Annotated in this window: 25 protein-coding genes; 12 read left to right on the top strand and 13 right to left on the bottom strand. The window is 37.3% G+C overall.

Annotated elements, in window-relative coordinates; genetic code table 11:
- The first annotated feature begins 94 nt into the window (after window positions 1-94).
- The 4 genes from era (at window position 95) to ACM40_RS16805 (ending at window position 4,546) form a co-directional block, all read left to right on the top strand.
- Window positions 95-970, top strand: coding sequence for a GTPase Era (era, locus tag ACM40_RS16790; protein ID WP_040999113.1), 876 nt, complete (start codon window positions 95-97; stop codon window positions 968-970).
- 67 nt (window positions 971-1,037) lie between these two features.
- On the top strand, window positions 1,038-1,466 hold the full coding sequence (locus tag ACM40_RS16795) for a DoxX family protein (protein WP_048503950.1): 429 nt from the start codon (window positions 1,038-1,040) through the stop codon (window positions 1,464-1,466).
- A gap of 144 nt (window positions 1,467-1,610) precedes the next feature.
- Complete coding sequence (locus tag ACM40_RS16800) at window positions 1,611-4,013, top strand: alpha/beta hydrolase family protein (RefSeq protein WP_048503951.1); 2,403 nt, start codon at window positions 1,611-1,613, stop codon at window positions 4,011-4,013.
- Between the two features lie 104 nt (window positions 4,014-4,117).
- On the top strand, window positions 4,118-4,546 hold the full coding sequence (locus ACM40_RS16805) for a hypothetical protein (protein WP_048503952.1): 429 nt from the start codon (window positions 4,118-4,120) through the stop codon (window positions 4,544-4,546).
- A gap of 26 nt (window positions 4,547-4,572) precedes the next feature.
- Here the strand turns inward: ACM40_RS16805 and ACM40_RS16810 are convergent, their stop codons facing one another.
- Window positions 4,573-5,262, bottom strand: a complete 690-nt coding sequence (locus ACM40_RS16810) for an HAD family hydrolase (protein WP_048503953.1) — start codon at window positions 5,260-5,262, stop codon at window positions 4,573-4,575.
- Between the two features lie 77 nt (window positions 5,263-5,339).
- Here ACM40_RS16810 and ACM40_RS16815 point away from each other — a divergent pair, with 77 nt between their 5' ends.
- Window positions 5,340-5,906, top strand: a complete 567-nt coding sequence (locus ACM40_RS16815; RefSeq protein WP_048503954.1) for a Crp/Fnr family transcriptional regulator — start codon at window positions 5,340-5,342, stop codon at window positions 5,904-5,906.
- Window positions 5,907-6,013: 107 nt separating this feature from the next.
- Window positions 6,014-6,517 carry a GNAT family N-acetyltransferase gene (locus ACM40_RS16820; protein WP_083996894.1) on the top strand — a complete coding sequence of 168 codons (504 nt, stop codon included), beginning with the start codon at window positions 6,014-6,016 and terminating at the stop codon, window positions 6,515-6,517.
- 410 nt (window positions 6,518-6,927) lie between these two features.
- On the opposite strand, the gene ACM40_RS16825 is transcribed toward ACM40_RS16820, so the two are convergent.
- From ACM40_RS16825 to ACM40_RS16865, 9 genes are all read right to left on the bottom strand, one after another.
- On the bottom strand, window positions 6,928-8,286 hold the full coding sequence (locus ACM40_RS16825; protein ID WP_048503955.1) for an MATE family efflux transporter: 1,359 nt from the start codon (window positions 8,284-8,286) through the stop codon (window positions 6,928-6,930).
- Window positions 8,287-8,386: 100 nt separating this feature from the next.
- The gene (locus tag ACM40_RS16830; RefSeq protein ID WP_048503956.1) at window positions 8,387-9,571 is read right to left on the bottom strand and encodes a sigma-54-dependent transcriptional regulator; all 1,185 of its coding nucleotides are present in this window, start codon (window positions 9,569-9,571) and stop codon (window positions 8,387-8,389) included.
- Between the two features lie 56 nt (window positions 9,572-9,627).
- Window positions 9,628-10,287, bottom strand: coding sequence for a YggS family pyridoxal phosphate-dependent enzyme (locus ACM40_RS16835; RefSeq protein WP_048503957.1), 660 nt, complete (start codon window positions 10,285-10,287; stop codon window positions 9,628-9,630).
- 93 nt (window positions 10,288-10,380) lie between these two features.
- Window positions 10,381-11,247, bottom strand: coding sequence for a polysaccharide deacetylase family protein (locus ACM40_RS16840; protein WP_048503958.1), 867 nt, complete (start codon window positions 11,245-11,247; stop codon window positions 10,381-10,383).
- Window positions 11,248-11,523: 276 nt separating this feature from the next.
- Window positions 11,524-12,252, bottom strand: a complete 729-nt coding sequence (locus ACM40_RS16845; RefSeq protein ID WP_048503959.1) for a DUF72 domain-containing protein — start codon at window positions 12,250-12,252, stop codon at window positions 11,524-11,526.
- Window positions 12,253-12,257: 5 nt separating this feature from the next.
- Window positions 12,258-15,098 (bottom strand): heavy metal translocating P-type ATPase, encoded by a 2,841-nt coding sequence (locus tag ACM40_RS16850; RefSeq protein WP_048503960.1) that lies wholly within the window; start codon window positions 15,096-15,098, stop codon window positions 12,258-12,260.
- A gap of 204 nt (window positions 15,099-15,302) precedes the next feature.
- Window positions 15,303-15,863 carry a helix-turn-helix domain-containing protein gene (locus ACM40_RS16855; protein WP_048503961.1) on the bottom strand — a complete coding sequence of 187 codons (561 nt, stop codon included), beginning with the start codon at window positions 15,861-15,863 and terminating at the stop codon, window positions 15,303-15,305.
- Complete coding sequence (locus ACM40_RS16860) at window positions 15,860-16,252, bottom strand: acyl-CoA thioesterase (RefSeq protein WP_048503962.1); 393 nt, start codon at window positions 16,250-16,252, stop codon at window positions 15,860-15,862. The genes ACM40_RS16855 and ACM40_RS16860 overlap by 4 nt, the downstream gene beginning before the upstream one ends.
- Window positions 16,253-16,347: 95 nt before the next feature.
- Window positions 16,348-16,758: a DUF6157 family protein gene (locus ACM40_RS16865; protein ID WP_048503963.1), complete on the bottom strand. Its 411-nt coding sequence runs from the start codon at window positions 16,756-16,758 to the stop codon at window positions 16,348-16,350.
- Between the two features lie 335 nt (window positions 16,759-17,093).
- On the opposite strand from ACM40_RS16865, the gene ACM40_RS16870 reads away from it, so the two are divergent.
- Window positions 17,094-17,456 (top strand): RNA recognition motif domain-containing protein, encoded by a 363-nt coding sequence (locus tag ACM40_RS16870; protein WP_048503964.1) that lies wholly within the window; start codon window positions 17,094-17,096, stop codon window positions 17,454-17,456.
- A 127-nt stretch (window positions 17,457-17,583) separates the two neighbouring features.
- On the opposite strand, the gene ACM40_RS16875 is transcribed toward ACM40_RS16870, so the two are convergent.
- Genes ACM40_RS16875 through ACM40_RS16885 form a run of 3 tightly spaced genes read right to left on the bottom strand, consistent with a single transcriptional unit; the run spans window position 17,584 to window position 20,487 of the window.
- Window positions 17,584-19,374: a DUF4153 domain-containing protein gene (locus tag ACM40_RS16875; RefSeq protein WP_048503965.1), complete on the bottom strand. Its 1,791-nt coding sequence runs from the start codon at window positions 19,372-19,374 to the stop codon at window positions 17,584-17,586.
- A 17-nt stretch (window positions 19,375-19,391) separates the two neighbouring features.
- Entirely contained in the window at window positions 19,392-19,877 is a 486-nt protein-coding gene (locus ACM40_RS16880) for a BlaI/MecI/CopY family transcriptional regulator (protein ID WP_048503966.1), read from the bottom strand.
- A 7-nt stretch (window positions 19,878-19,884) separates the two neighbouring features.
- Window positions 19,885-20,487, bottom strand: coding sequence for a phosphatase PAP2 family protein (locus ACM40_RS16885; RefSeq protein WP_048503967.1), 603 nt, complete (start codon window positions 20,485-20,487; stop codon window positions 19,885-19,887).
- A 124-nt stretch (window positions 20,488-20,611) separates the two neighbouring features.
- Here ACM40_RS16885 and pdhA point away from each other — a divergent pair, with 124 nt between their 5' ends.
- The 5 genes from pdhA (at window position 20,612) to ACM40_RS16910 (ending at window position 25,844) form a co-directional block, all read left to right on the top strand.
- Window positions 20,612-21,613: a pyruvate dehydrogenase (acetyl-transferring) E1 component subunit alpha gene (gene pdhA, locus ACM40_RS16890; protein ID WP_040999142.1), complete on the top strand. Its 1,002-nt coding sequence runs from the start codon at window positions 20,612-20,614 to the stop codon at window positions 21,611-21,613.
- Window positions 21,614-21,721: 108 nt separating this feature from the next.
- Entirely contained in the window at window positions 21,722-23,338 is a 1,617-nt protein-coding gene (locus ACM40_RS16895) for a pyruvate dehydrogenase complex dihydrolipoamide acetyltransferase (RefSeq protein ID WP_048503968.1), read from the top strand.
- 197 nt (window positions 23,339-23,535) lie between these two features.
- On the top strand, window positions 23,536-24,204 hold the full coding sequence (locus ACM40_RS16900; protein WP_040999146.1) for an ABC transporter ATP-binding protein: 669 nt from the start codon (window positions 23,536-23,538) through the stop codon (window positions 24,202-24,204).
- Between the two features lie 54 nt (window positions 24,205-24,258).
- Entirely contained in the window at window positions 24,259-24,936 is a 678-nt protein-coding gene (radC, locus tag ACM40_RS16905; RefSeq protein WP_048503969.1) for a RadC family protein, read from the top strand.
- Window positions 24,933-25,844, top strand: a complete 912-nt coding sequence (locus ACM40_RS16910) for a hypothetical protein (protein WP_048503970.1) — start codon at window positions 24,933-24,935, stop codon at window positions 25,842-25,844. Before radC ends, ACM40_RS16910 begins: the two co-directional genes overlap by 4 nt.
- Window positions 25,845-25,862: the final 18 nt, after the last annotated feature.

Consider the following 25,862-nt stretch of genomic DNA (forward strand, 5'->3'; position numbering starts at 1 on the left):
TGGCTGTACTTACTTTTCGCAGAAACAAAACCCAATTAAATTTTGTTTTCACTAACTTTGCACCCGGTTCAATATTGAGCCTAAAAAATAATATATGCACAAAGCAGGATTCGTAAATATAGTCGGAAAGCCTAATGCCGGAAAATCTACCTTATTAAACCAGTTAATGGGGGAGAAGCTGGCTATTGTAACACAAAAGGCACAGACAACACGCCACAGGATTTTTGGAATTTATAATGAAGATGATTTACAGATCGTATTTTCGGATACGCCCGGAGTTTTAGATGCCAAGTATGGCCTTCAGGAAAAAATGATGGATTTTGTAAAGGATTCTTTACAGGATGCGGATGTATTCTTATTCATTGTAGATGTTACCGATAAAGCCGAACCTTCAGAATTTTTAATTGATAAACTGAATAAGATCCCGGTTCCGGTATTGCTTCTTCTGAATAAAGTAGATCAGACCACACAGGAAGGTCTGGAAAAGTTGGTGGAAGACTGGCACAACAGGATTCCGAAAGCGGAAATTCTTCCTATTTCTGCCCTGAATGCTTTCAATACAGATATTATTCTGCCAAAATTAAGATCCCTGCTTCCGGAGAACCCGCCTTATTATGATAAAGATCTGTACACCGATAAACCTGAGCGTTTTTTTGTGAACGAAGCGATCCGTGAAAAAATTCTTCTTAACTATGAGAAAGAAATCCCGTATTCTGTAGAGGTCGTTACCGAGCAGTTTAAAGAAAAAGAAGGAATTATTTTCATCGATTCTATTATTTATGTAGAAAGAGATACCCAGAAAGGAATTATCATCGGACATAAAGGAGAAGCCATTAAAAAAGTAGGAACAGAAGCCAGGTTGGATCTGGAAAAATTCTTTTCTAAGAAAATACATTTAAACCTTTTCGTGAAAGTGAAAAAAGACTGGCGTAAAAATGACAGGGATCTGAAAAATTTCGGATACAGATAAACTAAAAACACCTGAAATTCCGTTCTATTAAAAGATTTTTAGTAACTTTAATCTAAATTTTTAGTAAATGAACTATTTTCAGTCCAATTCCAGCTCACTACCTAAAGATATTGTTTTATTCGCAGTGAGAGTATTTGTAGGTTTTGCTATGCTTTCTCACGGTTTTCCGAAACTTCAGATGCTGTTGGAAGGCGGTAAAATTGAGTTCTTCGACTTTATAGGATTAGGTCCTTTGGTGACTCTCGTTCTTACGGTTATTGCTGAATTCGTTTGTTCAATACTCCTCATATTAGGCCTTTTTACAAGAGTTTCTTTAGGTTTCCTCATCTTTACAATGGCCATTGCTGCTTTTGTAGTGCACGGGGCAGATCTTTTTGAGAAAAGAGAATTGAGCCTTATCTACCTGTCTGTTTATCTTCTGCTGATGGCCTTTGGTGCCGGAAAAATATCAGTGGATCATATGATAGAAAAAAGAAAAAGAGCTTCGGATTGGTAATCCGGTTGAGATAAAACAAAAGAGCATTAGAAATAATGCTCTTTTTTATATGCTATGATTCATAATTTCGATTTTCTGAAAATAATGACTTGAATAAGCTATTTCAGGTGCTTAAAATCACTATTTTCGTAGAAAATGAATTATATGAAGATAAAACTGACAATTTGCCTTCTGGCATTTCTCAATTTCTATGATGCACAGGAAAATATTACTTATCAAAAGCCATCCGCTGAAATTTTAAAGCTTGCAGATTACGAAAGACCTCCAAGTGTTCTTATGAACAGCAAAAAAGACTGGGTGGTCTTCACTTACCGTCCTACCTATAAAACTCTGGAAGATCTTAACCAGCAGGAAATGAAGCTTGCCGGATTAAGGATCAATCCGGTTACCAATATTTCAAGCAGTGTTACTTATTCCAATAATCTGAAGATCAGAAAGATTAATGATAAAAATGAAGTCCAGGTAAAGAACCTGCCTGCCAATGCTAAGATTACCTATATTTCATTCTCACCGGATGAAAAGACACTGGCATTTACCCATACTACAGATAAAGGAGTTGAACTTTGGATCGTCAATCTCGAAACTGCTTTAGCTAAAAAAATTACAGCTGACAATCTGAATGCGAATTTAGGAACGCCATATACGTGGTCCAATGATTCACAAAGCCTGCTGATCAGAACTCTTCCTCAAAACAGACCGGCTCTGATAGATGCCAGCAAAGACCTTCCAACAGGACCTATCGTTTCTACTGCTGACGGTAAAGTTTCCCAGAACAGAACTTATCAGGATCTTCTTAAAAATCCTCAGGATGAAAAAAACTTTGAAGTTCTTACCGCCTCTGAGATTTATAACGTTGACCTGAACGGAAACCTTAAAAAAGTAAAAGATCAGGATATGTATTCCGGCTTAAGCTTTTCCCCAGACGGAAATTATTTAATGGCTACTGTGATCAAAAAGCCATTTTCGTATATCGTTCCATTAAACAGGTTTCCTTCGACGACTACTGTATATGATCTGAAAGGAAATGCTGTAAAAACAGTAAACGATGTTCCTCTGAATGAAATCATGCCGAAAGGATTTTCATCGGTAAGAACCGGAAAAAGAAGTATGGGCTGGAGAAATGATGCGCCGGCTACTTTAGTGTTTGCCGAAGCGCTGGATGGAGGAGACCAATCTAAAGCTGCGGAATACAGGGATGAGATCTTCACCTGGGAAGCTCCTTTTACTGCTGCTCCGAAGTCATTTTTTAAAACAAAACAGAGGTATGAAGGGGTAAGCTGGACAAACGACCATTATGCTGTAGTTTCTGAAGGCTGGTACGATACAAGAAATACCAAATCTTTCCTGATAGACCTTAATAACGGGGAATCAAAAGTTATTGATGACAGAAACTATCAGGACGTTTACAGTGACCCAGGAAATTTTAATACGGCAAAAAACCAGTACGGCAGAACTGTTATTGATATGAAAGGCGGGAAAACCTATCTTATAGGAGACGGATTCACGAAAGACGGGCAGCATCCTTTCATTGACGAAATGGATGTAAAATCACTGAAAAAGAAAAGACTCTACACTTCCAATATAAAAAATGGTAAGGAAGAGATCATTGACATCCTTAATCCGTCAAAAGGAGAAATCTTAACGACTCAACAGTCCCCGAGCCTTTATCCGAATTATTTTAAAAAGAATATTAAATCCAATAAGGCTGAAGCTGTAACGCATTTTGCCAACCCTTTTGAAAGCATTAAAGATGTTTACAAAGAGGTGATCACCTATAAAAGAAATGACGGAGTTACTTTAACAGGTACCCTTTATCTGCCTGCAAACTACGACAGAAAAGCTAAAAAAGAAAAACTTCCTTTACTGATCTGGGCATATCCTACAGAATATAAGGATAAAAATACGGCTGGACAGAATACCCAGAATCCGAACGATTTTACCTTCCCATATTACGGATCTTTCGTATACTGGACCACGAAAGGATATGCTGTGCTGGATGATGCTGCATTCCCGATCATCGGGGAAGGCAAAACAGAACCGAATGATACCTTTATTCCGCAGTTGATTGCCAACGGAAGAGCTGCCATTGATGCGGTAGATCAGCTGGGGTATATTGACAGAACTAAAGTAGCTGTAGGAGGTCATTCATACGGTGCGTTTATGACTGCTAACCTTTTGACCCATTCTAAAGATTATGCCTGTGGTATTGCAAGAAGCGGTGCTTATAACAGAACCCTGACCCCGTTTGGATTCCAGAGCGAGCAGAGAAATTACTGGGATGTTCCTGAAATTTACAACACCATGTCACCGTTCATGAACGCAGACAAAATGAAAACACCATTGTTATTGGTTCATGGTGATGCAGACAATAACCCGGGAACTTTCACTTTACAGACGGAAAGATATTTCCAGGCTCTGAAAAACCTGGGAGCTCCTGTAAAAATGGTTCTGCTTCCGAAAGAAGCTCACGGTTATGTTGCCAAAGAGAATATTTTACACCTTTTGTGGGAGCAGGATCAGTTCCTTGAGAAGTGTCTGAAGAAATAGAATAATTTAACAAAAAGCCCGTTCACTTTTGGAATGGGCTTTTTATTTAAGTTTTGAAAATTATCAGTCTTAACAAAATTTTATTTGTAATTAATAATGTTACTATGCCAATAATTAGACGTTTTGAACAGAATAAACAGTCATTAGAGGAGTTTTATAAAGAGCTAATTCCAAAATCTGATGCCCAGATCGGAGATGCAGGAACTCTAATGCTGAAAGTTTTGAAATCCATCAATAAAATGTTTAAGAAAACTGTTTTGTATGGATTAACTTCTCACGCATCATTACTTATATTTAATAATGATTTTGAGGATTCAGATTATTATATTGTTATTAATGCTTTTAAGTCCGGGTATTATGATGAATATAGAATCGAGTATGTGATTCCGGAAAATGATAGACCTTGGGAAGGAGCAACTATAAACGGAAGCTCCACAGCATTGGAGGAATTTGAAAAAATGGTCATCATTTCAATGTATAATTCCAGAGGATGGAAAGACAATAGCGAATTGGAAAAACTATATCATGGATAATAAAAAACTGTTCATTTGGACCTTTTTCATAAGTATTTCACTATTTCATCAATACTTTTCAGCTCCATAAAATGGCTATGCTCCAGATGGTGTTCATGCTGCTCATGGCTCCAGGTCACATGATAAGGAATATGCGCTGCAAAACCTCCGATCTCCAATACAGGAAGAACATCGGATTTTATTGAATTTCCAAGCATCAGAAAGTGTTCCGGTTGACAATCCAGATGTTTCAGCAGCTTTTGATAATCGCTTTCCTTTTTATCACTCATAATTTCTATATGATGAAAGTAGTCCTGCAATCCTGAATTTTTAAGCTTCCTTTCCTGATCCAGCAGGTCGCCTTTTGTGGCTACAACCAGCCTGTATTTTCCTTTTAATGCATCCAGTGTTTCGGTAACGCCTTCCAATAATTCTATAGGTTTCTGCAGGAGTTCCTGGCCAATTTCAATAGTTCTGTTAATTAATTGCATCGATGCCGTGCCTTCCGAAATTCTGCTTACGGTTTCTATCATACACAGCATAAAACCTTTTACACCATAACCGTAAAGATGAAGATTCTGCATTTCAGTTTTAAATAATTCCTGGGAAACCGAATGCTGGGGTAGATAGTTTTCAAGAAGTGTACAGAATTCCTTTTCTGCTTCCTGGAAATAAGGCTCGTTGATCCAAAGGGTGTCATCAGCATCAAATGCGATGGTTGTTATATGATTATTCATTTTACTTTTGTAATTTTCTGCTGGCAAAATTCAGTATAAAAATTCAATCACAAAAGGACATTTGTCCCGGATAAGAAATGCTAAGAACCAATCAGCTGTTTTTAAATTACCTGGAAGATCTTTACGAAAAACAGGAGCGGAAGGAAGATATTATTATCAGATCATTTTCCAAAGGCGAAAGGATATTCACACAGAATGAAAATCCTTCTAAAATAATGTTGATTAAAGATGGTATTACCAAATGTTTCTTCGTTGAAGAAAATGATAAGGAATATATTGTTGAATTTCTTGGGAAAGGTGAGATTACCGGAGAAATAGAACTGATACGGAATATTCCCTGTCTGTGCAGTATTGAAGCTGTAACCGATGTTACCGTTTATGCTATTACGATACCATATTTTAAGAATTTAATCAAAAATGATCTTTCATTGAATAATCTGCTGCTGGATGTATTTACGGAACGTATTGTGAATACTTCCAGAAGGGCTTCCTATCAGCAGCTTTACGCGGCAGAACATACCCTTGCGCAGCTTCTTGAACTTCAGGCACAGCAGAAAATAGAAATTTCCAAAGAAGACATGGCAGCTTACCTGGGAATTACAGTAAGAAGCCTGAACAGGACTTTGAAAAACCTGGGTGTGTAAATTCTGTCCTGTTCTAAGCAATGAATTATAAATTATTAACCCTACTTTGCCTGTAAAAAGATCATGAACCTTATTTTTGCAAAGAATTAAACCGGAATTTATAAAAAATGGAAGAGCTGAAATTCAGAAATGCTGACCTGAAAGATTTGGAAAAAATAGTTGAGATCTACAATTCCACTATCCCGTCGAGAATGGTAACTGCAGATGTGGAAAATGTTTCTGTGGAAAGCAGAAAAAAATGGTTTAACGAGCATAATCCTCAAACAAGGCCGCTTTGGGTGGTTGAAGATCAGAATGGTCAAACCATAGGCTGGGTAAGCTTTAGCTCATTCCACGAAAGGGCTGCTTACAACGGAACGGTAGAGGTGAGCATTTATCTGGATGAAAGCTGCAGAGGGAAAGGTTATGGGAAGTCAATTCTTAAATATTGCATTGATAATGCCGGGAAATTCGGGGTCAATAATCTGGTCGCTCTTATTTTTCTTCATAATGAAGCCAGCTTAAAGCTTTTCAGGAATTTCGGATTTGAGGATTGGGGAACACTACCCGATGTAGCCATTTTGGATGGAGTAGAGAGAAGCCTGAAGATTTTAGGGAAAAGAGTAGGGTAAACCGTCATTGCGAACAGACTAAAGGTCTGCGAACGTAGTTCAGAAGCGACGAAGTAATCTCAAAGGGACTTGTCTTATTTAGAAATATTATTTAATATTACTGAAAACTCTCTAATAAGCTGTGTTCTTAAGTCGTTTGTTGCAACATTATCAGTCTGAGCGGAGTCGAAGACTTTATAATGTCATTCGATTATTTTAAAATAAAAGTTTCCAATTATTATTAATGATTTAAATTATATCAATAAAAATGAATTGCGCGAAGTCGGAGACTTCGCGCAATTCATTTAAGAAAATTTTTATTACATTCCGATCCTAATAAGGTTTTTAATTGTTGATCCAGTGTGAGCAAACTATTAGAAATAAAATAGTCCAATAGTAACTTCCATCCTCTTCTTCCTGCTTCTATTCAATTAATTTTGCTTAATTTTCTTCGCAGACATATTCAAAAACCGTTTCACCAGGAAAACAGCAGAAACCGTTAGTCCCAATCCTAAAGCGATCCACATTCCGAAAGCACCCATTTTCAAAGTGACACACAGAAAATAGCCTAAAGGAATCGTAATTACCCAATAGGCAATAAAAGTATAGATCGACGGGATCTTTACATCCTGGATTCCTCTGAGCATTCCTAAAGCCGTTACCTGTACTCCGTCCGAAAGCTGGAATAAAGCGGCAATGATCATTAATTTCGAGGCCAGCATAATGACTTCAACTTCCTCTTTTTTGGTAAAGAAAGTGGGTAATATATTTCTTCCCAGAATAAAGACCAATCCGCAGATACACATAAAAATAAAAGCTATTTTCAGATTATTGATCCCGACTTTTCTCAGTTCGACAAAATTTTGTTCTCCTAGCTTTCTTCCGATCATGACCGTTGATGCCACACTGAATCCTACACAAAGGTTAAAGGTAAATGAAGCCATGCTCAGCGCAATCTGGTGGGAAGCAATATCATGAGCTGAAATTAGCCCGCAGATAAATGCAGCTCCGGCAAAAGCTGTTACTTCAAAGAACATCTGTAAAGCGGTAGGCAGACCCAATTTTACCATCTTATCAAACATATTTCTGGAGAAAACCTGAATTTTTAAAGAAAAATCTTTAATGTAACGTCTTGTTTTTTTGTCTTTAACCAATACAACATACAGGAAAACCACCATAAATATTCTGGAGATGAGCGTGGCTAAGGCAGATCCTTTTACCCCCATTTCAGGAAAGATCCAGAGTCCTTTGATGAAAACATAGTTTAAGGCAATATTGATGATATTCGCAATGATGGTAGCTTTGGTAACGCCTATGGTATAGGAAAGACCTTCAGAAACTTCACGAAGCGTCTGGAAAGCCATGAAAGGAATCATACTGATCGCCATAATACTGAGGAAGTGTACTGTATTAGGAATGATCTTTTCCGGCTGTCCTGAATGGTAAAGCAATGGCATTCCCAAAAACAGAACAGCCATTAAAATAATTCCTACAGACATATTGATTACAAAGCCATGGCTGAAAACGGAATTAATAGTTCCGTGATCCTGCTTGGAGTGTGCCTCAGAGACCAGAGGGGGAATAGCAAATGAAAATCCCAGCGCCAGCACGAACACCGAGAAAAATACGGCATTTCCCAAGGAAACGGAAGCCAGGGCATCCGCACCTAAAAGTTTTCCGACAATAATATTGTCGAACAGATTCACCGAGACCTGACCAACCTGCGTAAGCATAACAGGAAGAGCCAGAGTCAGGCATTCTTTCGTATAGTTTTTGTTTAAAAAGTTCATTGTATTTTATGATTCATATATAGTTTATACTTAAAAAAAGGCAAAAAAAAATTGCAGTAAGGCTACTGCAATTTTATAATATATTTAATGTTCAATTAAATTATTTCCTTACAAAACTGGCAACATCCTCCTCAGAAACAGTATTTCCGCCAAGAATAATTAATCTTTCCACCACATTTCTCAATTCTCTGATATTTCCTGTCCACGAAAGAACTTTAAGCGCGTCAATCGCTTTATCATCAAATTTTTTCACGGCAGTACCATGCTCATCGGCAATTAATCCGGAAAAATGATCCACCAATAATTTGATATCCTCTTTTCTGTCATCCAACGGCGGAACGTAGATCTCAATCACAGAAAGTCTGTGATAAAGGTCTTCCCTGAATTTTCCTTCTTCAATTTCCTTCTGCATGTTTTTGTTGGTAGCAGCAATTACCCTTACATCTACCTTAATTTCCTTATCGCTTCCCACAGGAGAAACCTTGCTTTCCTGCAATGCCCTCAAAACCTTGGCCTGAGCAATAAGGCTCATATCTCCGATCTCATCCAAAAAGATCGTACCTCCGTTGGCCTGCTCGAATTTTCCCTGCTTATCCTTAATAGCCCCTGTAAAAGAACCCTTTACATGTCCGAAAAGCTCAGATTCAATAAGCTCAGAAGGAATGGCAGCACAGTTTACCTCTACCATTGGTCCTCTTGCACGCTCACTTTGATTATGGATAGCATGGGCTACCAGCTCTTTTCCTGCACCATTGGGTCCTGTAATCAGAACACGGGCATCAGAAGCAGCTACTTTTTCGATCATATCCTGGATCTTTTTCAGAGCAGGAGAATCACCGATCATCTGGTATTTTTTACTGACCTTTCTTTTTAAGGTTTTATTTTCGGTTTGAAGATTTTTATTTTCCTTCTTAAGACTTTCTTTAGCTAAAGCATTTTTTACGCTTGTAATCAGCCTGTTGATGTCGATAGGTTTGGAAATGAAATCGTACGCTCCCTCTTTTAAGCAGGAAACAGCAGAATCAATGTCTGCGTGGCCTGAGATCATGATGAAAGTACTTTCAGGCTTCAGAACCATACTTTGTTTCAAAAGTTCAGTTCCTGAAAGCTTAGGCATCTTGATATCAGAGATCACCAATGCGAAATCTTCTTTTTCTATCTGTTTGTAGCCTTCAAGGCCATCTTCAGCGATAACAAATTCGTAATCGGTAAGTTCATCAGAAAGGATACTGTGTAATACTCCCGAGATTGCTTTTTCGTCTTCTACAATAAGGATTTTTTGCATAGTTGCAAATTTAGATTTTTTGATTCAATTATTAGCAAAAACTATACCTAAATATACTATTTTGAGTAATCTCTTCTGCCGAAAATGGCGGATCCAACCCTTACGGAATTGGCACCGCATTCAATGGCAGCCGGGAAATCATCACTCATTCCCATGGATAAAGTTTCCAGTGTTTTTAACTGATTTAATTCATCAAAAAGTCCTTTTAATATTAAAAACTCCCTTTTTACCTGTTTCTTATCTTCTGTAAATGTAGCCATCCCCATCAGGCCGGTAATCTCTACATTCGGAAATTCTCCGGCCAGATATTGCTGGAATAATGCTTTTGCTTCAGCCGGTTCGAGACCGAATTTAGTTTCTTCTTCGGCTATTTTTACCTGAAGCAGGACCTTGATTTTCCTGTTGCTCTTTCCGGCCTCTTTACTGATTTCTGAAAGAAGTTTTTCAGAATCCACACTTTGGATGGTGTCAATAAAAGGAGCGATATATTTTACTTTATTGGTCTGTAGATGCCCGATCAGGTGCCACTGGATATCCTTCGGAAGGAGAGGGTACTTCTCCATAAGCTCCTGAACTTTATTTTCCCCGAAGACTTTCTGCCCCAGGTCATAGACTTCCTGAATGGCTTCAACCGGATGTGTTTTGGACACGGCTACCAGCTGAACTCCTGCTGGCAGCTGATCTTTTATTGCTGTATAATTTTCTTTAATATCCATACATGCAAATTTCTGAATTTTAAAAGCAAAAAACTAATGAATCTGTAAAATAGTTGCCAGCTGTCAGTTTGCCTCAATATACCTGTCATTTCATCAATTTAAAATCTCATTAATCTGCGGATATTGGGAAATCTTCCTGAATACAAACTTGTTGCTTTTCTGAAGCTTTTCGATAAACATATCCAATTCATTAATGGAATCTGCATCTCTGAGGTATTGATCATGGGTAAGGAATACGAGGTGTCTTGATGTTTTTTCCAGATCGTTGAAAAAAATGCTGTCTACCTTTTTGATCATGGCTTCATGGCTTCCCTTTAAAGTCATTTTTTGGGAAGGTCTCCATTCAAGATCCCAGCCGATTACTTTGTAGCCTGCTTTTTTAAGGCTGTTGGCAGCATCGGTAGAGCTTTTGATATCGGTCTCGTTAATGTTGTTCAGTCTCCAGATATTTCTGCCGGGTGTTCTCGCGATCATATCATAAAGCTTAAGGCTGTCTCTGGCAATGTTAAAATCATGAACTACCGCCTCAGGATTTTTATAAAAATCGGTGTATTTATTGTGGGCATGGCTAAAGCTGTGGTTAGCCAGTTCAATCAGAGGATTATTTTTTAAAAGCTCAAGATCATCTTTCTGCCTTTTGCTTCCATAGGCATGTTTTCCTACGAGAAAAGCGGTAGCACAAACATTTCTTTTGTTTAAAATTTTAAGTAGGTTTTCTGTTCCCTGGTTAGGGCCATCATCAAAAGTAAGGTAGATGATTCTTTTATCGGATTCTACATTCTCATCATCTATTTTGGGGACCGGTTTTGCGGTGGGATGTTCCAGTGAGACGGTTTTTTCAAACTCTTTCACTTCGGTTTTGCCATTACAGCCATTGAATACAATTGAAGCCGCACTCACCAATGCAGTCATCCCAAGAAAAGCCATATTTTTTGACTTTTCTCCCAAAAATTTTTTCATAAAGATAATGGAGATTAAATCGTTAAAAAATTGTTAAAATAATTGCTAAAATGTTAACAAATAATATGCCATATTCTCTTAAATAAATGGTTTTTAATTTTATTTTAAGATCTTTATTTTAAAGTGTTTTTTGATAAAATGAAAAGTCTTGAGTTTATGTTTTCTTATTCTCTTTTTTTTAACAGTTGAAAATATGAAAACAATAGCCTTTCTCTATTTTTATTGAAGGAGTATTATTTTCCTTTCTGTGGGATTTATTTTGGCAGAAGAAGATCTTTATTTTAAAATTTTTTTCAGGTAAAGAGAATTCTTAATAGCTGCCGTTCCCCAGGTATTATTGAAAAATATAAATGCTTTCTTTTCCGAATGAATGATTTTTTCAGCAAGCTTATCGATAAACTCTGAGCTGTATTCGGATTTATAAAGAACGGGTTTGCCATGAAGCCTGTAATACAAGATTTCAGGATGGTTAATAATGACATCCTCCGGAAGGTTTCCTGGAAAGCTGACCCCTGAAAAAACAATATTATGATCTTTTAAAAGAGTGAAAATTTCTTCAGACCACCAGGAATCGTGACGGAATTCTATTACATTTAAATATTCAAAATCAAGGTTGTTGAGAATCAGGGCAATATTTTCCTCTGATTTCCTGAATGAAGGCGGAAACTGGTATAAAAACCCGGAAAGCTTTTCTTTCAGATGAGTTTCAATGTGTTCACAGAACTCTGAAATCTCCTGTTTGGTATCTTTCAGACGTTTCTCATGTGAAATTGCTTTTGGTATTTTGATGAAAAATCTGAAGCTATCGGGAGTTTCATCATACCATTTTGAAAGCGTTTTTGCAGTAGGCTTTCTGTAAAAAGTAGAATTGATCTCTACCGAATTGAAAGCCTGTGAATATAAGGTAAGAAAGTCTTTACTCGGGGTATTTTCAGGATATAGCGACCCTTTCCAGTCGTTATTGTAAAATCCCGAACATCCAATGTAAAGACTTTCCTTTTTCATGATATTTATTTTATTTCCGTATCCAGATTGACAGAGTTCAGCCTTAATGAATTGAGAATGACAGAAAGTGAACTGACACTCATTGCCGCTGCTGCAATCATGGGTGACAATAGTATTCCAAAGAAAGGATACAATAATCCTGCCGCTACCGGAATTCCCAGTACATTGTAAATAAATGCAAAGAACAGGTTTTCTTTGATGTTCTTAAGAAGCTTTTCACTGAGCAGCTTCGCTTTGGCTACGCCTAATATATCACCTTTTAATAATGTAATTTCTGCACTCTCCATGGCAACATCGGTCCCGGTTCCCATTGCAATTCCTACGTCAGACTGTGCCAAGGCAGGGGAGTCATTGATCCCGTCACCGGTCATGGCTACAATCTTACCCTGCTGCTGAAGTTTTTTTACTTCATTCAGTTTATCCTCAGGCAGGCAGCCTGCTTTATAATGTTTGATTCCTAATTCATCCGCAACTGCTTTTGCAGTATGTTCGTTATCTCCTGTCATCATGATCACATCAATTCCTTCATTCATCAGGCGCTGAACGGCTTTTCTGGAAGTTTCCTTAATTTTATCTGTAAAGCTGATAAACCCTAATACGGACTTATCTCGTGCAATGTAAGATATGGTATGTGCTTTCGACTGTACTTCTGCAGCTTTTTGTTTCAGATCATCGGGAACAGACATGTTATGCGAAGTAATAAGGCTTTCGTTTCCTAAGTAAACCATTTTTCCATTGATATTTCCCTGTACTCCTTTTCCTGAAACATTTTCGAATTGATCAACCTTTTGAGGGACTAAATTTTCTTCTTTTGCTTTTTTTATTACCGCATTGGATAATGGATGCTCAGAATTCTGATTCAGTGAAAATGCTATTTTCAGAATTTCTTCTCTGTTCGCGTTTCCTGATAGCTCAATATGTTCCACAGATGGTTTTCCTTCAGTTAAGGTTCCTGTTTTATCAGTAATCAGAACATTGATTTTATTCATCTGTTCCAGCGCTTCGGCATTCTTAATCAGGATACCACTTTTGGCTCCTTTCCCGATTCCGACCATCAGGGACATGGGAGTTGCGAGGCCTAATGCACACGGACATGCCACGATCAATACTGCAACGGCATTAACGAAGGCGAATAAGCTTCTTTTTCCTTCCGGCCCGAAAAACTGCCATAATATAAAGGTAAGCACAGCAATGAGGATCACAACCGGAACAAAAACCTTGGAAACCTTATCCGTCAGTTTCTGTATGGGTGCCCGGCTTCGGCTGGCTTCATTGACCATTTTGATGATTTGCGAAAGAAGGGTTTCGTCGCCTACCTTTTCAGCTTTCATGATGAATACCTTATTTCCGTTGATGGTTCCTGAAGAAACTTTATCATCAATGTTTTTTTCTACAGGGACAGGTTCACCGGTGATCATGCTTTCATCGACCAGGGAATTCCCTTCTGTGATTTTTCCGTCAACCGGAATTTTTTCACCTGGTTTTACCTTAAGGAAATCTCCGATTTTTACCTGGGAAAGCAAAACTCTTTTTTCTTCCCCGTTTACGATAAGATTAGCTTCATCAGGAGAAAGATTCATGAGTTCTTTAATAGCATTTCCTGTTTTTTTGTGAGCGGCAGCCTCCATCAACTGTCCTAAAATTACAAGCGTTAAAATCACACAGACGGCTTCAAAATACAACGGGATTTCATGATTGTGACCTCTGATTTCATGAGGAATGATATCCGGGAAAGCCAAAGCTGTAATACTGAAAATAAATGCTGCGGCAACGCCTAAAGCAATCAGGCTGAACATATTTAAATTCCATGTTTTAAATGAAACCCAGCCTCTTTTCAGCAGGAACCATCCTGAGTAAAACATTACCGGAAGTGTCAGGGCAAGCTCAATAAACCCCTGTATTTTATGGGAAAAAGGGAAATTAATCAACATTCCGCCCATTGAAAGAATGAAGACAGGAACTGTAAAGAGAAGAGAAATAATAAATTTCCTTTTTAAAATATGGTATGTTTCATCTTCTTCATCATCTCCGGTGTCGGGCATTCTTACAAGGTCCATTCCACAGATCGGACAATCTCCGGGCTCGTCCCTAATGATCTCGGGATGCATGGGACAGGTATATTTTGCTGTTTTCTTTTCAGGATATTTTACAAGATCCATCCCGCAGACAGGACACCCTACATTGGAATCATAGGTTTTGTCGCCCTCGCAGTACATTGGACAATAATATTTTCCGGCCATGTCATCTGTAACTTTCGGGGTTTCATGATGATGGCTGTGTTGATGGTTGTGAGAAGTCGCATTTTTAACAACATCTTCTGTGATTTCTTCCAGATGCATGTGGCAGACCGGACAGTCACCTTTTTCATCATAGACTTTATCTCCTTCACAAAACATCGGGCAATAATATTTACCTATACTGTCTTTAAAATTTTCCGGAAGATGGGTTGATGAGTAAGCAGGCTTGTAGTTCGGATCTTTGGCTTGTTTTTCTTCGATGGGAACCAGATACATATTACAAACCGGGCACCTTTCGCCTTGTTTAAAGTATACTTTATCACCTTCGCATTCCATTGGGCAGTAATATACGGAAGAAGGGGAAACCCTGTCCTGGGGTTTTACAAATGTAGTCTCAGGTTGGTTGGGTTCTTCCAGTCTGTATTTTCCTATTTCTTCCAAAGCTTTATTGAGAACTGAAAGCTGGATTTCGTTATCAGAAGTGACGGTAACTGTATTATTCTCCAGATTTACATCGGCTGTAACGCCTTCAATACTGTTGAGTTGCCCGGAAATTTTTTTCTGACAGCCGGAACATGTCATTCCGAGTATATTATATTGTCTGTTCATGATCCTTGAATTTATACTACAAATGTCCAAAATGAAGTGGTAAGACTGTTATAAATTTAAGGATAATAGTTATAGAATTTGGTTTTAGGGTTTTGAGTGGGTTTGAGGGTAGGAGTGTGGGAGGCTTTGAGAGTAGAAGAGCTTATAGTGTGTTATATTCAAACTCTAAAACGCTCTGACTCTCAAACTCAAACACTCAGAAACTCAGAAACTGTCCAGGGTTTTTCTTTGATGATCCTTCAGTTTCTTGAATTCTGTAGGGGTAAATCCAGTGATATTCCTGAACTGGGAAGAAAGATGCTGAACACTTTTATAGCCAAGCTTTCCGGCGATTTCTGTGAGGGTGAATTCATTATAAAGAAGCAGCTCCTTTACTTTTTCAATTTTGTGAAGGATAAAGAATTGTTCCAATGTAATATTTTCGTTCTGGGAAAAGGTTTTGGAAAGAGAGCTGTAGTCTTTGTGGATTTTTGAGCTTAAAAATTCTGAAAGAAGGAAGTTTTCATCAATGTCCAGTTCACTGATTTTGATGATGATGATATTTTTAATTTTATCAACAAGCTGATGCGCAGAGTCTTTTATTCTTTCAAAACCTGTGTCGAGCAGGCTCTTCTCTATAGCCGCCATCTTTTCTTCAGAAACATCTGCCTTGGTTTCTACTTCTCCCAATGTAACTGAGTGGATTGCTATTTCTTTCTCGCTGAATATTTTTTCCACTGCGGAAATACAGCGGTTGCAAACCATATTTTTGATGAAGATTTTCATGGCTTGCTCAATCTGTCTTTTACAAATTCTATCTGTGTTTTCCCGTGTGGTGCAGGATTTCCTTCGCTGTCCAAATTCACCATTACGATCTTGTCTACCGTAATGATGGTCTGATGGGTCATTTTGTTTCTTACATCACATTTTAAAGTAATGGATGACGACCCGAAATGGGTGGCTTCAATCCCGATTTCTATAATATCTCCCTGTTTTGCGGAGCTTACAAAGTTGATCTCTGAAATAAATTTCGTCACTACTTTTGTATTTTCCAGCTGAATGATTGCGTAAAGCGCCGCCTCTTCATCGATCCATTGTAAAAGTCTTCCTCCAAAAAGGGAATGGTTGGGGTTCAGGTCTTCAGGCTTTACCCATTTTCTGGTATGATAGTTCATGTTTTAATGATTTACCTGACAAATTTAAGGTTAAAAACCGGGTTTATCAAGAAAACAGCATTTACTGATCTGAAGAAAATGATTCATTTTCTCAATCATATTCTTTTGGAGCGCATTGCTTTTACTTTTTTTATGCGATTATCCTTTAAGAAATGTTGATATTCTTTGCTTTCAACAGGGAAAATAGCCACTTTGCCATCCTGGTTGTTATGAATCCCAAATCCATATCGTTTGGCCAGTGGGGAAGATCTGAGGCAGGGCTGTCCTTTAGAGAAAAAATGCATCTTTGCCTGTTCTTTCTCATTTTCTGAAATGTCATTTTTCAGGGCATAGCATTCGAAAATAATATCATCGGAAGTATACCGGTAAGGGTTTTTAATGATCTGATTATATTGAAGTTCCGCCAAAGTCTTTATTTTCTTTTCAGGCGGAGTTTCAGCACTGGAGACAGGGCAGTCATCGGCGACTTCAATGAAGGTATTGATATAATTGGTAGTGTGTTTCATATATTTTATCCTGTTTTGATGTTAAATATTCCAGATATTAAGCGTTAAGAACCTTATTTTCTAATATTCTGCAAGATGATTTTATTATGTTAACTAACTTTAACTTTCTATGAAAATTAGTTTAATTATTGTTTTTCGATAATTAATTATTTATTAAAGATAAATTTTAACTTTGAATTCATGGCAGCGTGATAAATGGCTTAAAAAAAACTTTGATTTATAATTTTTAATTGTATCTTGCATTCGTTTATATTTGGAATCAATATTTGTTCATTAATTTATGTTGTTTTTCTCTTATATACCAAATTTTTATTAATTTATAATTTTTATTTAAAATGAACATTTTTGTTTCAAACATCAATTACGCAACTAAAGAGTATGAGTTGCACGATCTATTCGCAGAATTTGGTGATGTATCATCAGCTAAAATTGTTACAGACAGAGAAACTGGCCGTTCAAGAGGTTTCGGTTTTGTAGAAATGGGCGATGAAGAAGGAAAACAAGCTGTTGAAGCTCTTAACCAGAAAGAATTTAACGGAAAAACATTAAACGTATCTGAGGCTAAGCCAAGAGAAGAAAAACCAAGAAGAAGCTTCGACAACAACAGAGGCGGTGGTTACGGAAACAACCGTGGTAACGGTGGTGGATACGGTGGTGGAAACAACCGTGGAGGTAACGGCGGCGGAAACCGTTGGTAAAAATATAAGGCGGCTTTCAAGCCGCTTTTTTTATGTACAATTATCCCTTCCTGATGTATTCGGGGAGGGATAATTATTTATTTTCTGCCAGGAACGATAGAGAGTTTGACTTAAATGCTTATTAAATCTACTTTTCCCTGATCAGTAACAAAGCATTGTCATAAGATATATCCTTTCTTTTATTGTAAGGATTCTCTTCTTTTAAAATACTTGGGAAAATTATTTTGATGTGATATTTTCCAAGGTTACCTTCCATGGCAATCTCTTTCATCTTTGCGGTTCCTGCTTTGGTGGAAACACTTTCAAACAGCTTATTTATTGCAGGTCCGAAATCTATGGTTTCTTTTGAATTGAGAGTGACTTTTATTGTTTTTAAATCATTTGTTTTCTGTTGGGAATCTATCAGGAAGGTATCTCCATTCACTTCTTTTGATTCCCGCATGTCGTTGTTAAAATTAATTAAATACTGATATCCCTGGATATAAGCTATTTTCGTTTCAGATTCCAGGATAAGATTTTCATATACGGAGTTTTCCTGGGTTTTGCTGACATGGGAAAATGCCTCTTTAATAGTAGTGCCGACAGCCCAGGAATAAGGTTGTTCAAAGTCGTCTGCCAGAAGACTGCGCGTTTGTCCGGAAACCAGATTCAGCAGGAAGTCTTTTTGTTTTCTTTCTGCCAGAAAATAGAATTTATTGGCTAGTTCATCTACAAGCGTATCAGAAACTTTCTTTTGAAAATCTATTTTGCTGTTCACCAAAAGTTTATTTTCTTCAAGAAGTGTTATCAATTGATTTTTCTGGCTTCTTTTGGCAACACTGAAGGCATTGAAGTAAGGAAAGATTAGTGAAAATATACCAAATATGAATAAGCTCACAGGAATGAATTTTATACTCGCTTTTCTGCTGAATACGAAATAAACAACCACACTCAGTAACCATAGTGCCAGCAACAATACAAAGTATCTGGGCTCTGTATAACCGTATTCCAGAATTCTTGTAAATATGGCTGTAAATAATAGAACCAGTAAAGGGATTATAGTGTAATAAAAAAGCTTGGAAAATATTTTGACCCAGGATTTTGCTTTCTCTTCCTTAAGCGGATAAACTAACAGTAAAGCAAGGATGCCCACAACGCTGTAAGCCAGGATCAGATAAGAAACCCATCCTCTCGGAAGTTCCCAGTTGATGATGATTTTAAATGAATAAAAGTAAAGGATGATCAGATAAATGAAAAGCAGGGGAATCAGGACGAACTGGGTAAAGAATTTAAGCACTACAGGATAAGTTCCATCTTTTTCAAGATAACTCAGGCCGGTTTCATTAAAGAGCAGAAAAATAAAAGAACTCCCGAATATGGCTAATACATAGAAAGTATCAAGGTAAAGTTTGTCGTGGAAATTAAAATCAAACAGCTTATCAATTGCCAGAATTGCCAGTTCCACACCTCCTGTAAGAACACCTGTAAAAACGGCCGTCAGGAAAATATTAACGAAAAGGTTTTTGTTATACTGCCAGAAACTAAGTTCTTTATTTTTTTCTAAAAATGCAATAAAAGAAACCAGTAAATGAAATAGCAGAAAGGCAATCGCTATAATAAAACCCTGAACTTCATTGAAATCCTTCCTATTTTCGGGTAAAATGAAATAGAATCCCACCAGTAAAGCAGTTCCAAGTACTTCCAGTAGTAATCTTTTCCCAATTCTTTGGGACAGAATTTTCAAAGCAAACATCAAAGAAATTCCAAGGCCGCAGCAAATCATAAATTTTGAATAGGTAAAGAAAGCTTCCTTATCATATTCTTTCTCCAACATGCATATTGCTCCGATAGAGGCGAGCAGACTCATTAATAAAACCATTGGATAGCGCAACAGTACATCCTGTGCCTTTCCAACTATTTCCCGGAATTTCGTTTTCATGATCTGCGTATTTGTGTTTAATCTTTTTTCTTTTTCTTCTTTTTGTCCTTATCTTTATCTTTTCCTTTGGCCTTTTTAGTCTTTTTAGGATTTAAAATCTCATCCGCATACTCAAATTTCGGTTCCTCAATCTTTGCCGGTACGATTTCAATTTTAAGGTCGAAATAATTTTTCAGATCATCCTGGGATATCAGTTTTTCATTAAACAAAAGCTCAAGCATTTCCTTCCCCGAATCATTAAAAAAGTTGTGTGAAAGTTCTTTCAGTAGAAATTTTCTGTATTCTTCAGAAGGAACCACCACCGTGTACTTAAAGATTCTTCCTTCTTTTTGAGTCGTGATATAACCTTTTTCCACCAGGATTTTCAGATAAGTGGAAACGGTATTCTGGTGCGGCTTCGGTTCGGGATGCTGCTCCATGATGTCTTTAAGATAAAAAGATTCAAGCTTCCAGAACAGCTTCATAAAATTTTCCTCAGCAGCGGTAAGATGATTGATTTTCATAGAATTCTTAATGTTGAAATTGTATATTGCAATAAAGATAAATAAAAGATACCACAAATGCTATTCCGGCACCCATAAATACTTCCTTTACGGTATGTCTTTTTAGAATAATTCTTGTGATTCCCACCAAAGCGGCGATCCCAAGCCATACCAGCCCCGCCTTCCAGTCTAGAGAGAAAAAGAGTGCTGCAACAAATACATTAAAGGCTGTATGCATCGAGCTTTTAATAAAGAAATTGCTGATCTGCATGGTGAAAACAAGAATCAGTATAAACAGCATAACGAGATCAATGTATCCGTTTCGGAAATAGTTAAAAACAAGATATATAACCACACAGGCGGCAATAAAAATATAAAGACTTTTCCTCTGAACCCTGTCAGAGACATCCATATTCGTATATCTACCTGTTTTTACATTCCATACCAACCATATCACAACCGGAAGGATGATCATTAATAATAAAGGCATAAAATAAAGAAGAGAATCTTTCAGTGAATATTCCCTTACACTCATATAGATGAAAAAAATTAATAAAGAAATAAGAGGATTGAAAAAATCTGAAATGATTCTTGAAATTTTATGCACCAGTAAAGGCTGTTTTTCTTCCATGTTTAAGTTTAAAATTCAAATATAACACTATAAGCAAAAAAACAATTAGTATGTATACGATAAAAACAAAGTTTTTTTTATAATTTTGCTCAAATATTCATCATAAAAAAGCAAGAGCTAGCACATGAAAGAATTTTCTAAAGAGGTATACCTGAAGTGGTATGAAGATATGACTATGTGGAGAAGGTTTGAAGACAAATGCCGTTCTCTTTATCTAAAACAAAAGATCAGAGGTTTTTTACATTTGTATAACGGTCAGGAGGCTATTCCTGCCGGCTTCACGCATGCAATGGATTTAACGAAGGACAGTATGATTACTGCTTACAGATGCCACATCCATCCAATGGCGATGGGGGTAGATCCTAAAAGAATCATGGCTGAACTTTGCGGTAAAGCTACCGGAACGTCCGGAGGGATGGGCGGATCTATGCACATTTTCAGCAAAGAGCACCGTTTTTACGGAGGACACGGTATTGTAGGGGGACAGATTCCTTTAGGAGCCGGAATTGCTTTTGCAGATAAATATTTTGACAGAAAAGCTGTAAACATCTGTTTCTTCGGGGACGGAGCAGCAAGACAGGGATCGCTTCATGAAACATTCAATATGGCGATGAACTGGAAACTTCCTGTAGTATTTGTGGTGGAAAACAACCAGTATGCAATGGGAACTTCTGTAAAAAGAACAGCTAACCACGAAGATATCTATAAATTAGGTTTAGGATATGAAATGCCTTGCCTGGCTGTAGATGCAATGGATCCTGAAAAAGTAGCTGAAGCAGCTTACGAAGCAATAGAAAGAGCAAGAAGAGGAGACGGGCCTACCTTCATTGAAGCAAGAACGTACCGTTACAGAGGACACTCTATGTCTGATGCAGAGCCTTACAGAAGCAAAGAAGAAGTAGCGATTCATAAAAATGATGATCCTATGGAGCTGGTAAAACACAGAATCCTGGAAAACGGTTGGGCTACAGAAGCTGAGTTGGAAGCAATCGACAATAAGTCAAGAGAGTTTGTAGAAGAATGCGTTGAGTTCATGGAAAATTCACCGTATCCGGATCCGGAGAAAATCTACGAATATGTTTATGCTCAGGAAAATTATCCGTTCTTAGATAAATTAGAAAACTAAAAGATAATGAATCAATTTGAAAGTTTGAAAATTTGAAAATGATTTATTATCACATCTTTTTTAATTTTCAAATTAGCAAATTACCAAATTTTCAAATTAAAAAAAATTATGGCAGAAGTAATTACGATGCCCCGCCTTTCGGATACTATGACGGAAGGTAAAGTGGCAAAATGGCATAAAAAAGTAGGCGATAAAGTAAAAGAAGGAGATATTTTAGCTGAAATTGAGACAGATAAAGCTGTTCAGGATTTCGAATCTGAAATAGAAGGAACTCTTTTATATATTGGTGTAGAAGAAGGCGCTGCTGCTGCTGTAGATTCTGTTTTAGCGATTATCGGTAATGAAGGAGAAGACATTTCAGGGTTAACAGGTGGAGCTGCTGCTCCTGCTGCAGGCGGATCTGAAGAGAAAAAGTCTGAAGAAGAATCAAAAACAGAAAATAATGCTACAAGTGTAGAGCAGACTACTGCAGAAGTTCCTGCAGGTGTAGAAATTATTACAATGCCAAGACTTTCTGATACAATGACAGAAGGTAAAGTGGCGAAATGGCATAAAAACGTTGGCGATACTGTAAAAGAAGGAGATCTTCTTGCTGAGATCGAAACTGATAAAGCGGTTCAGGATTTTGAATCTGAATTCAACGGAGTATTATTGAAGCAGGGTGTAGAAGAAGGCGGTGCTGCTCCGGTAGATTCAGTATTGGCAATTATAGGTCCGGAAGGAACTGATGTTTCTGCGGTAGGTGCTCCAAAAGCAGCTTCTCCAGCTTCTGAAAAACCTGCTGAACAGAAAACCGAAGCTCAAGCAGAAGAGAAAGCGGCTCCGGCAGCAAGTACTTCATCTTCTGACAGAGTAGCCATTTCTCCGTTAGCCAAGAAAATGGCCCAGGATAAAGGTGTTGATATCAACAGCGTTCATGGTTCAGGCGAAAACGGAAGAATCGTTAAAAAAGATATTGAAAATTATCAGCCTTCTCAGGCTCAGGCAGCTCAGCCAGCAGCTTCTGCTCCGGCAGCGGCACAGGTTGCATTGAGCTTTGTTCAGGGTGAAGATACGGAAACTCCAAACTCTCAGGTAAGAAATATTATTGCAAAACGTCTTTCTGAAAGTAAGTTCTCTGCTCCTCACTATTACCTGATGGTAGAGATTAATATGGATAAAGCCATTGAAGCCAGAAAAGAAATCAATTCCTTACCGGATACCAAAATTTCTTTCAATGATATGATCATCAAGGCGACGGCTGTAGCTTTAAGAAAGCATCCACAGGTAAATTCAAGCTGGGCAGGAGATAAGATCATCCACAGAGGAAATATCAACGTGGGTGTGGCAGTAGCTATTCCTGACGGATTAGTGGTTCCTGTACTGAAGAATACAGACCAGATGAACTACACGCAGATTTCTGCCGCTGTGAAAGATATGGCTTCAAGAGCTAAGAGCAAAGGCTTGAAAGCAAATGAAATGGAAGGTTCTACATTCTCTATTTCCAACCTTGGAATGTTCGGAATCGAAACCTTTACAAGTATCATCAACCAGCCGAACTCTGCCATCCTATCTGTAGGAGCAATCATTGAGAAGCCGATTGTAAAAGACGGTCAGATTGTAGTAGGAAATATTATGAAGCTTTCACTGGCATGTGACCACAGAGTGGTAGACGGTGCTACGGGAGCTCAGTTCTTACAAACTTTAAAAACATATCTGGAAAGTCCTTTAACTTTGTTACTGTAACATTCTGTATTATACAATATTAAAACCTCTCATTTCGAGAGGTTTTTTGGTTTAAACTAATCAATAAATTTATACAATACCGCCTTGAAAGTATAATTAATTAAAGTATTTGTTCTGTAAAGTATAAAAAAAATTAAATTATTATTTTTTGTTTTAATTAATTATGTTTTTACTTTGGTAATTGCTATTTTTGAATCATGATTAAAGCAAGTAATATCCATAAATCTTATGGAAATTTAGAAGTACTGAAAGGTGTTGATATCCACATTAAAACAGGTGAGGTGGTTTCTATTGTAGGTGAATCCGGAGCTGGAAAATCTACATTGCTTCAGATTTTAGGAACGCTGGATCATCCAAGTAACTCTAATAAGTACAATACGGAAATCAGCATTGCAGGAGAGTCTTTCATCAATATGAATGATAAGCAGCTTTCTAAATTCAGAAACCAGAATATCGGTTTTGTTTTTCAGTTCCACCAGCTTCTTCCTGAATTTACAGCTTTAGAAAATGTGCTTCTTCCAACAAAAATTGGAGGGGCGAATGAAAAAGAAGCTTTGGAAAAGGCATATGCTTTATTTGAAGACCTTAAAATAGAACAGAGATTGAATCATAAGCCCAATCAGTTATCCGGGGGAGAAGCACAAAGGGTAGCCGTAGCAAGAGCCTTGATTAATTCTCCTAAAATTATTTTTGCGGATGAGCCTACGGGAAACTTAGACTCAAAAAATGCAGATGATCTTCACAGATTATTTTTTGACCTTAGAGATAAGTATAATCAGACTTTTGTGATTGTAACCCACAACCCGAACCTTGCCGAGATTACAGACCGGAAACTGGTGATGAAAGACGGGATGATTATTGAATAAAATACCTTGGGTTTTATTAACTTAGAATCCTATTTTTAACTTTATAGCACACAAATGACCATAAAATTCCTTGCCCAAGACGACAGACCCAGAGAAAAATTCTTACTGAAAGGAAAGAGTTCGCTTTCTGATTCTGAACTTCTGGCCATCATTATGGGAAGTGGCAGCAGGGATGAAAGTGCACTGGAATTAGCCAGAAAGATTTTAGCTTCAGTCAATAACAACTGGCATCAGTTAAGCCTTCTTTCCAACAAAGAATTGATGAAGTTCAAAGGAGTGGGGGAAGTAAAAGCAGTTTCTATTATTGCAGCATTAGAAATAGGTAAAAGGAGAATAATCCAGGAAATACCTGAAAAAGCGGTGATTTCAAATAGTAACGACGCCTATTCTATTCTTAAAAATAAATTGTCAGATTTAAGGACTGAAGAGTTTTGGGCCATATATCTTAACCAGAGCAATAAGATTATTCATATTTCACAGTTAACGCAAGGCGGAATAAGCCAGTCCGTTGTAGATGTAAGAGTTTTATTTAAAACTGCTTTGGATCATTTTTCAACAGGAATTATCATCGCCCATAATCATCCGTCTGGAAGCTTGAAGCCTAGTAAAGAAGATATCAGCATTACAAAGAAAATAGACGAAGCAGGGAAAACATTGAGCATACAGCTTTTAGACCACATCATCGTTACACACGATGCATACCTTAGTTTCTCAGATGAAGGATTATTATGATTAGAAGACTGAAATACGACGAGATTGATTTTAAAAAATATACAGACTGCCTTGAAAAATCAGAACAGAGGAAATATTCAGCGTCAAAAAACTTCCTGGATGTAACCACTAATAAACAGTGGGAGGTTTTAGTTCTTAATCATTATGAAGCTGTAATGCCTGTTCCTTTTATTCTCAAGAAAGGAATAAAAATTGTGCATAATCCATTGATATGCCAGCAGCTAGGTGTTTTTTCTGATAAAGATGATAAAAAGATCAATGAAAAGTTTTTACATTTTCTTCAGAAGAACTATCTGATAAGGGCTTACCATTTCAATGAGACCAACAGTTTTGATTCAAAATTAAAAACCAAAAAGAATTTTCTTCTATATCCTGATGAGTATGCCAAGGTTTTTGCCAAATACTCACCCAAGAGAAAAAGGAAACTCAGACTGGATGAGGAAGTCATAGAAAATTCAGAGCTTAAAGAATTGAGTTATCAGGAAGCAGAGATTTTTATTAAGAACAATGTGATAGGGCTGGATAAAGAAAATGATACGGCTACTTTGCTTAAAACTCTGGAAACTTTCCATTTATCAAAACATTTAAAGTTTTTAGCTTTTTATTATCATCATGAGATCACCAATATGATAGCTATCTACTCAGATTATGATACAATTGCGCTTTTAGGAACTTTTAATGATAAAAAATATATTAAAATGGCTGGAGCATCCACGCTTATCAATCACGTCATAAAAGAGAATATAGAGCATTCCATTTTTGATTTTGAAGGAGGCAATCTTCCCAGCATTGAAGAGTTTTTCAGAGGCTTCAGGCCCGTACTTAAACACTATGCAGTCATAGAAAATTCCAAAAAAACATTGATTAAAAATTTTACAGGATTTTTAATGAGAGGAAAGTTTTTTTAAGATTAATATCATGTTGAA

The sequence above is a fragment of the Chryseobacterium sp. BLS98 genome (assembly GCF_001045445.1).
In the GTDB taxonomy this organism is placed as follows: domain Bacteria; phylum Bacteroidota; class Bacteroidia; order Flavobacteriales; family Weeksellaceae; genus Chryseobacterium.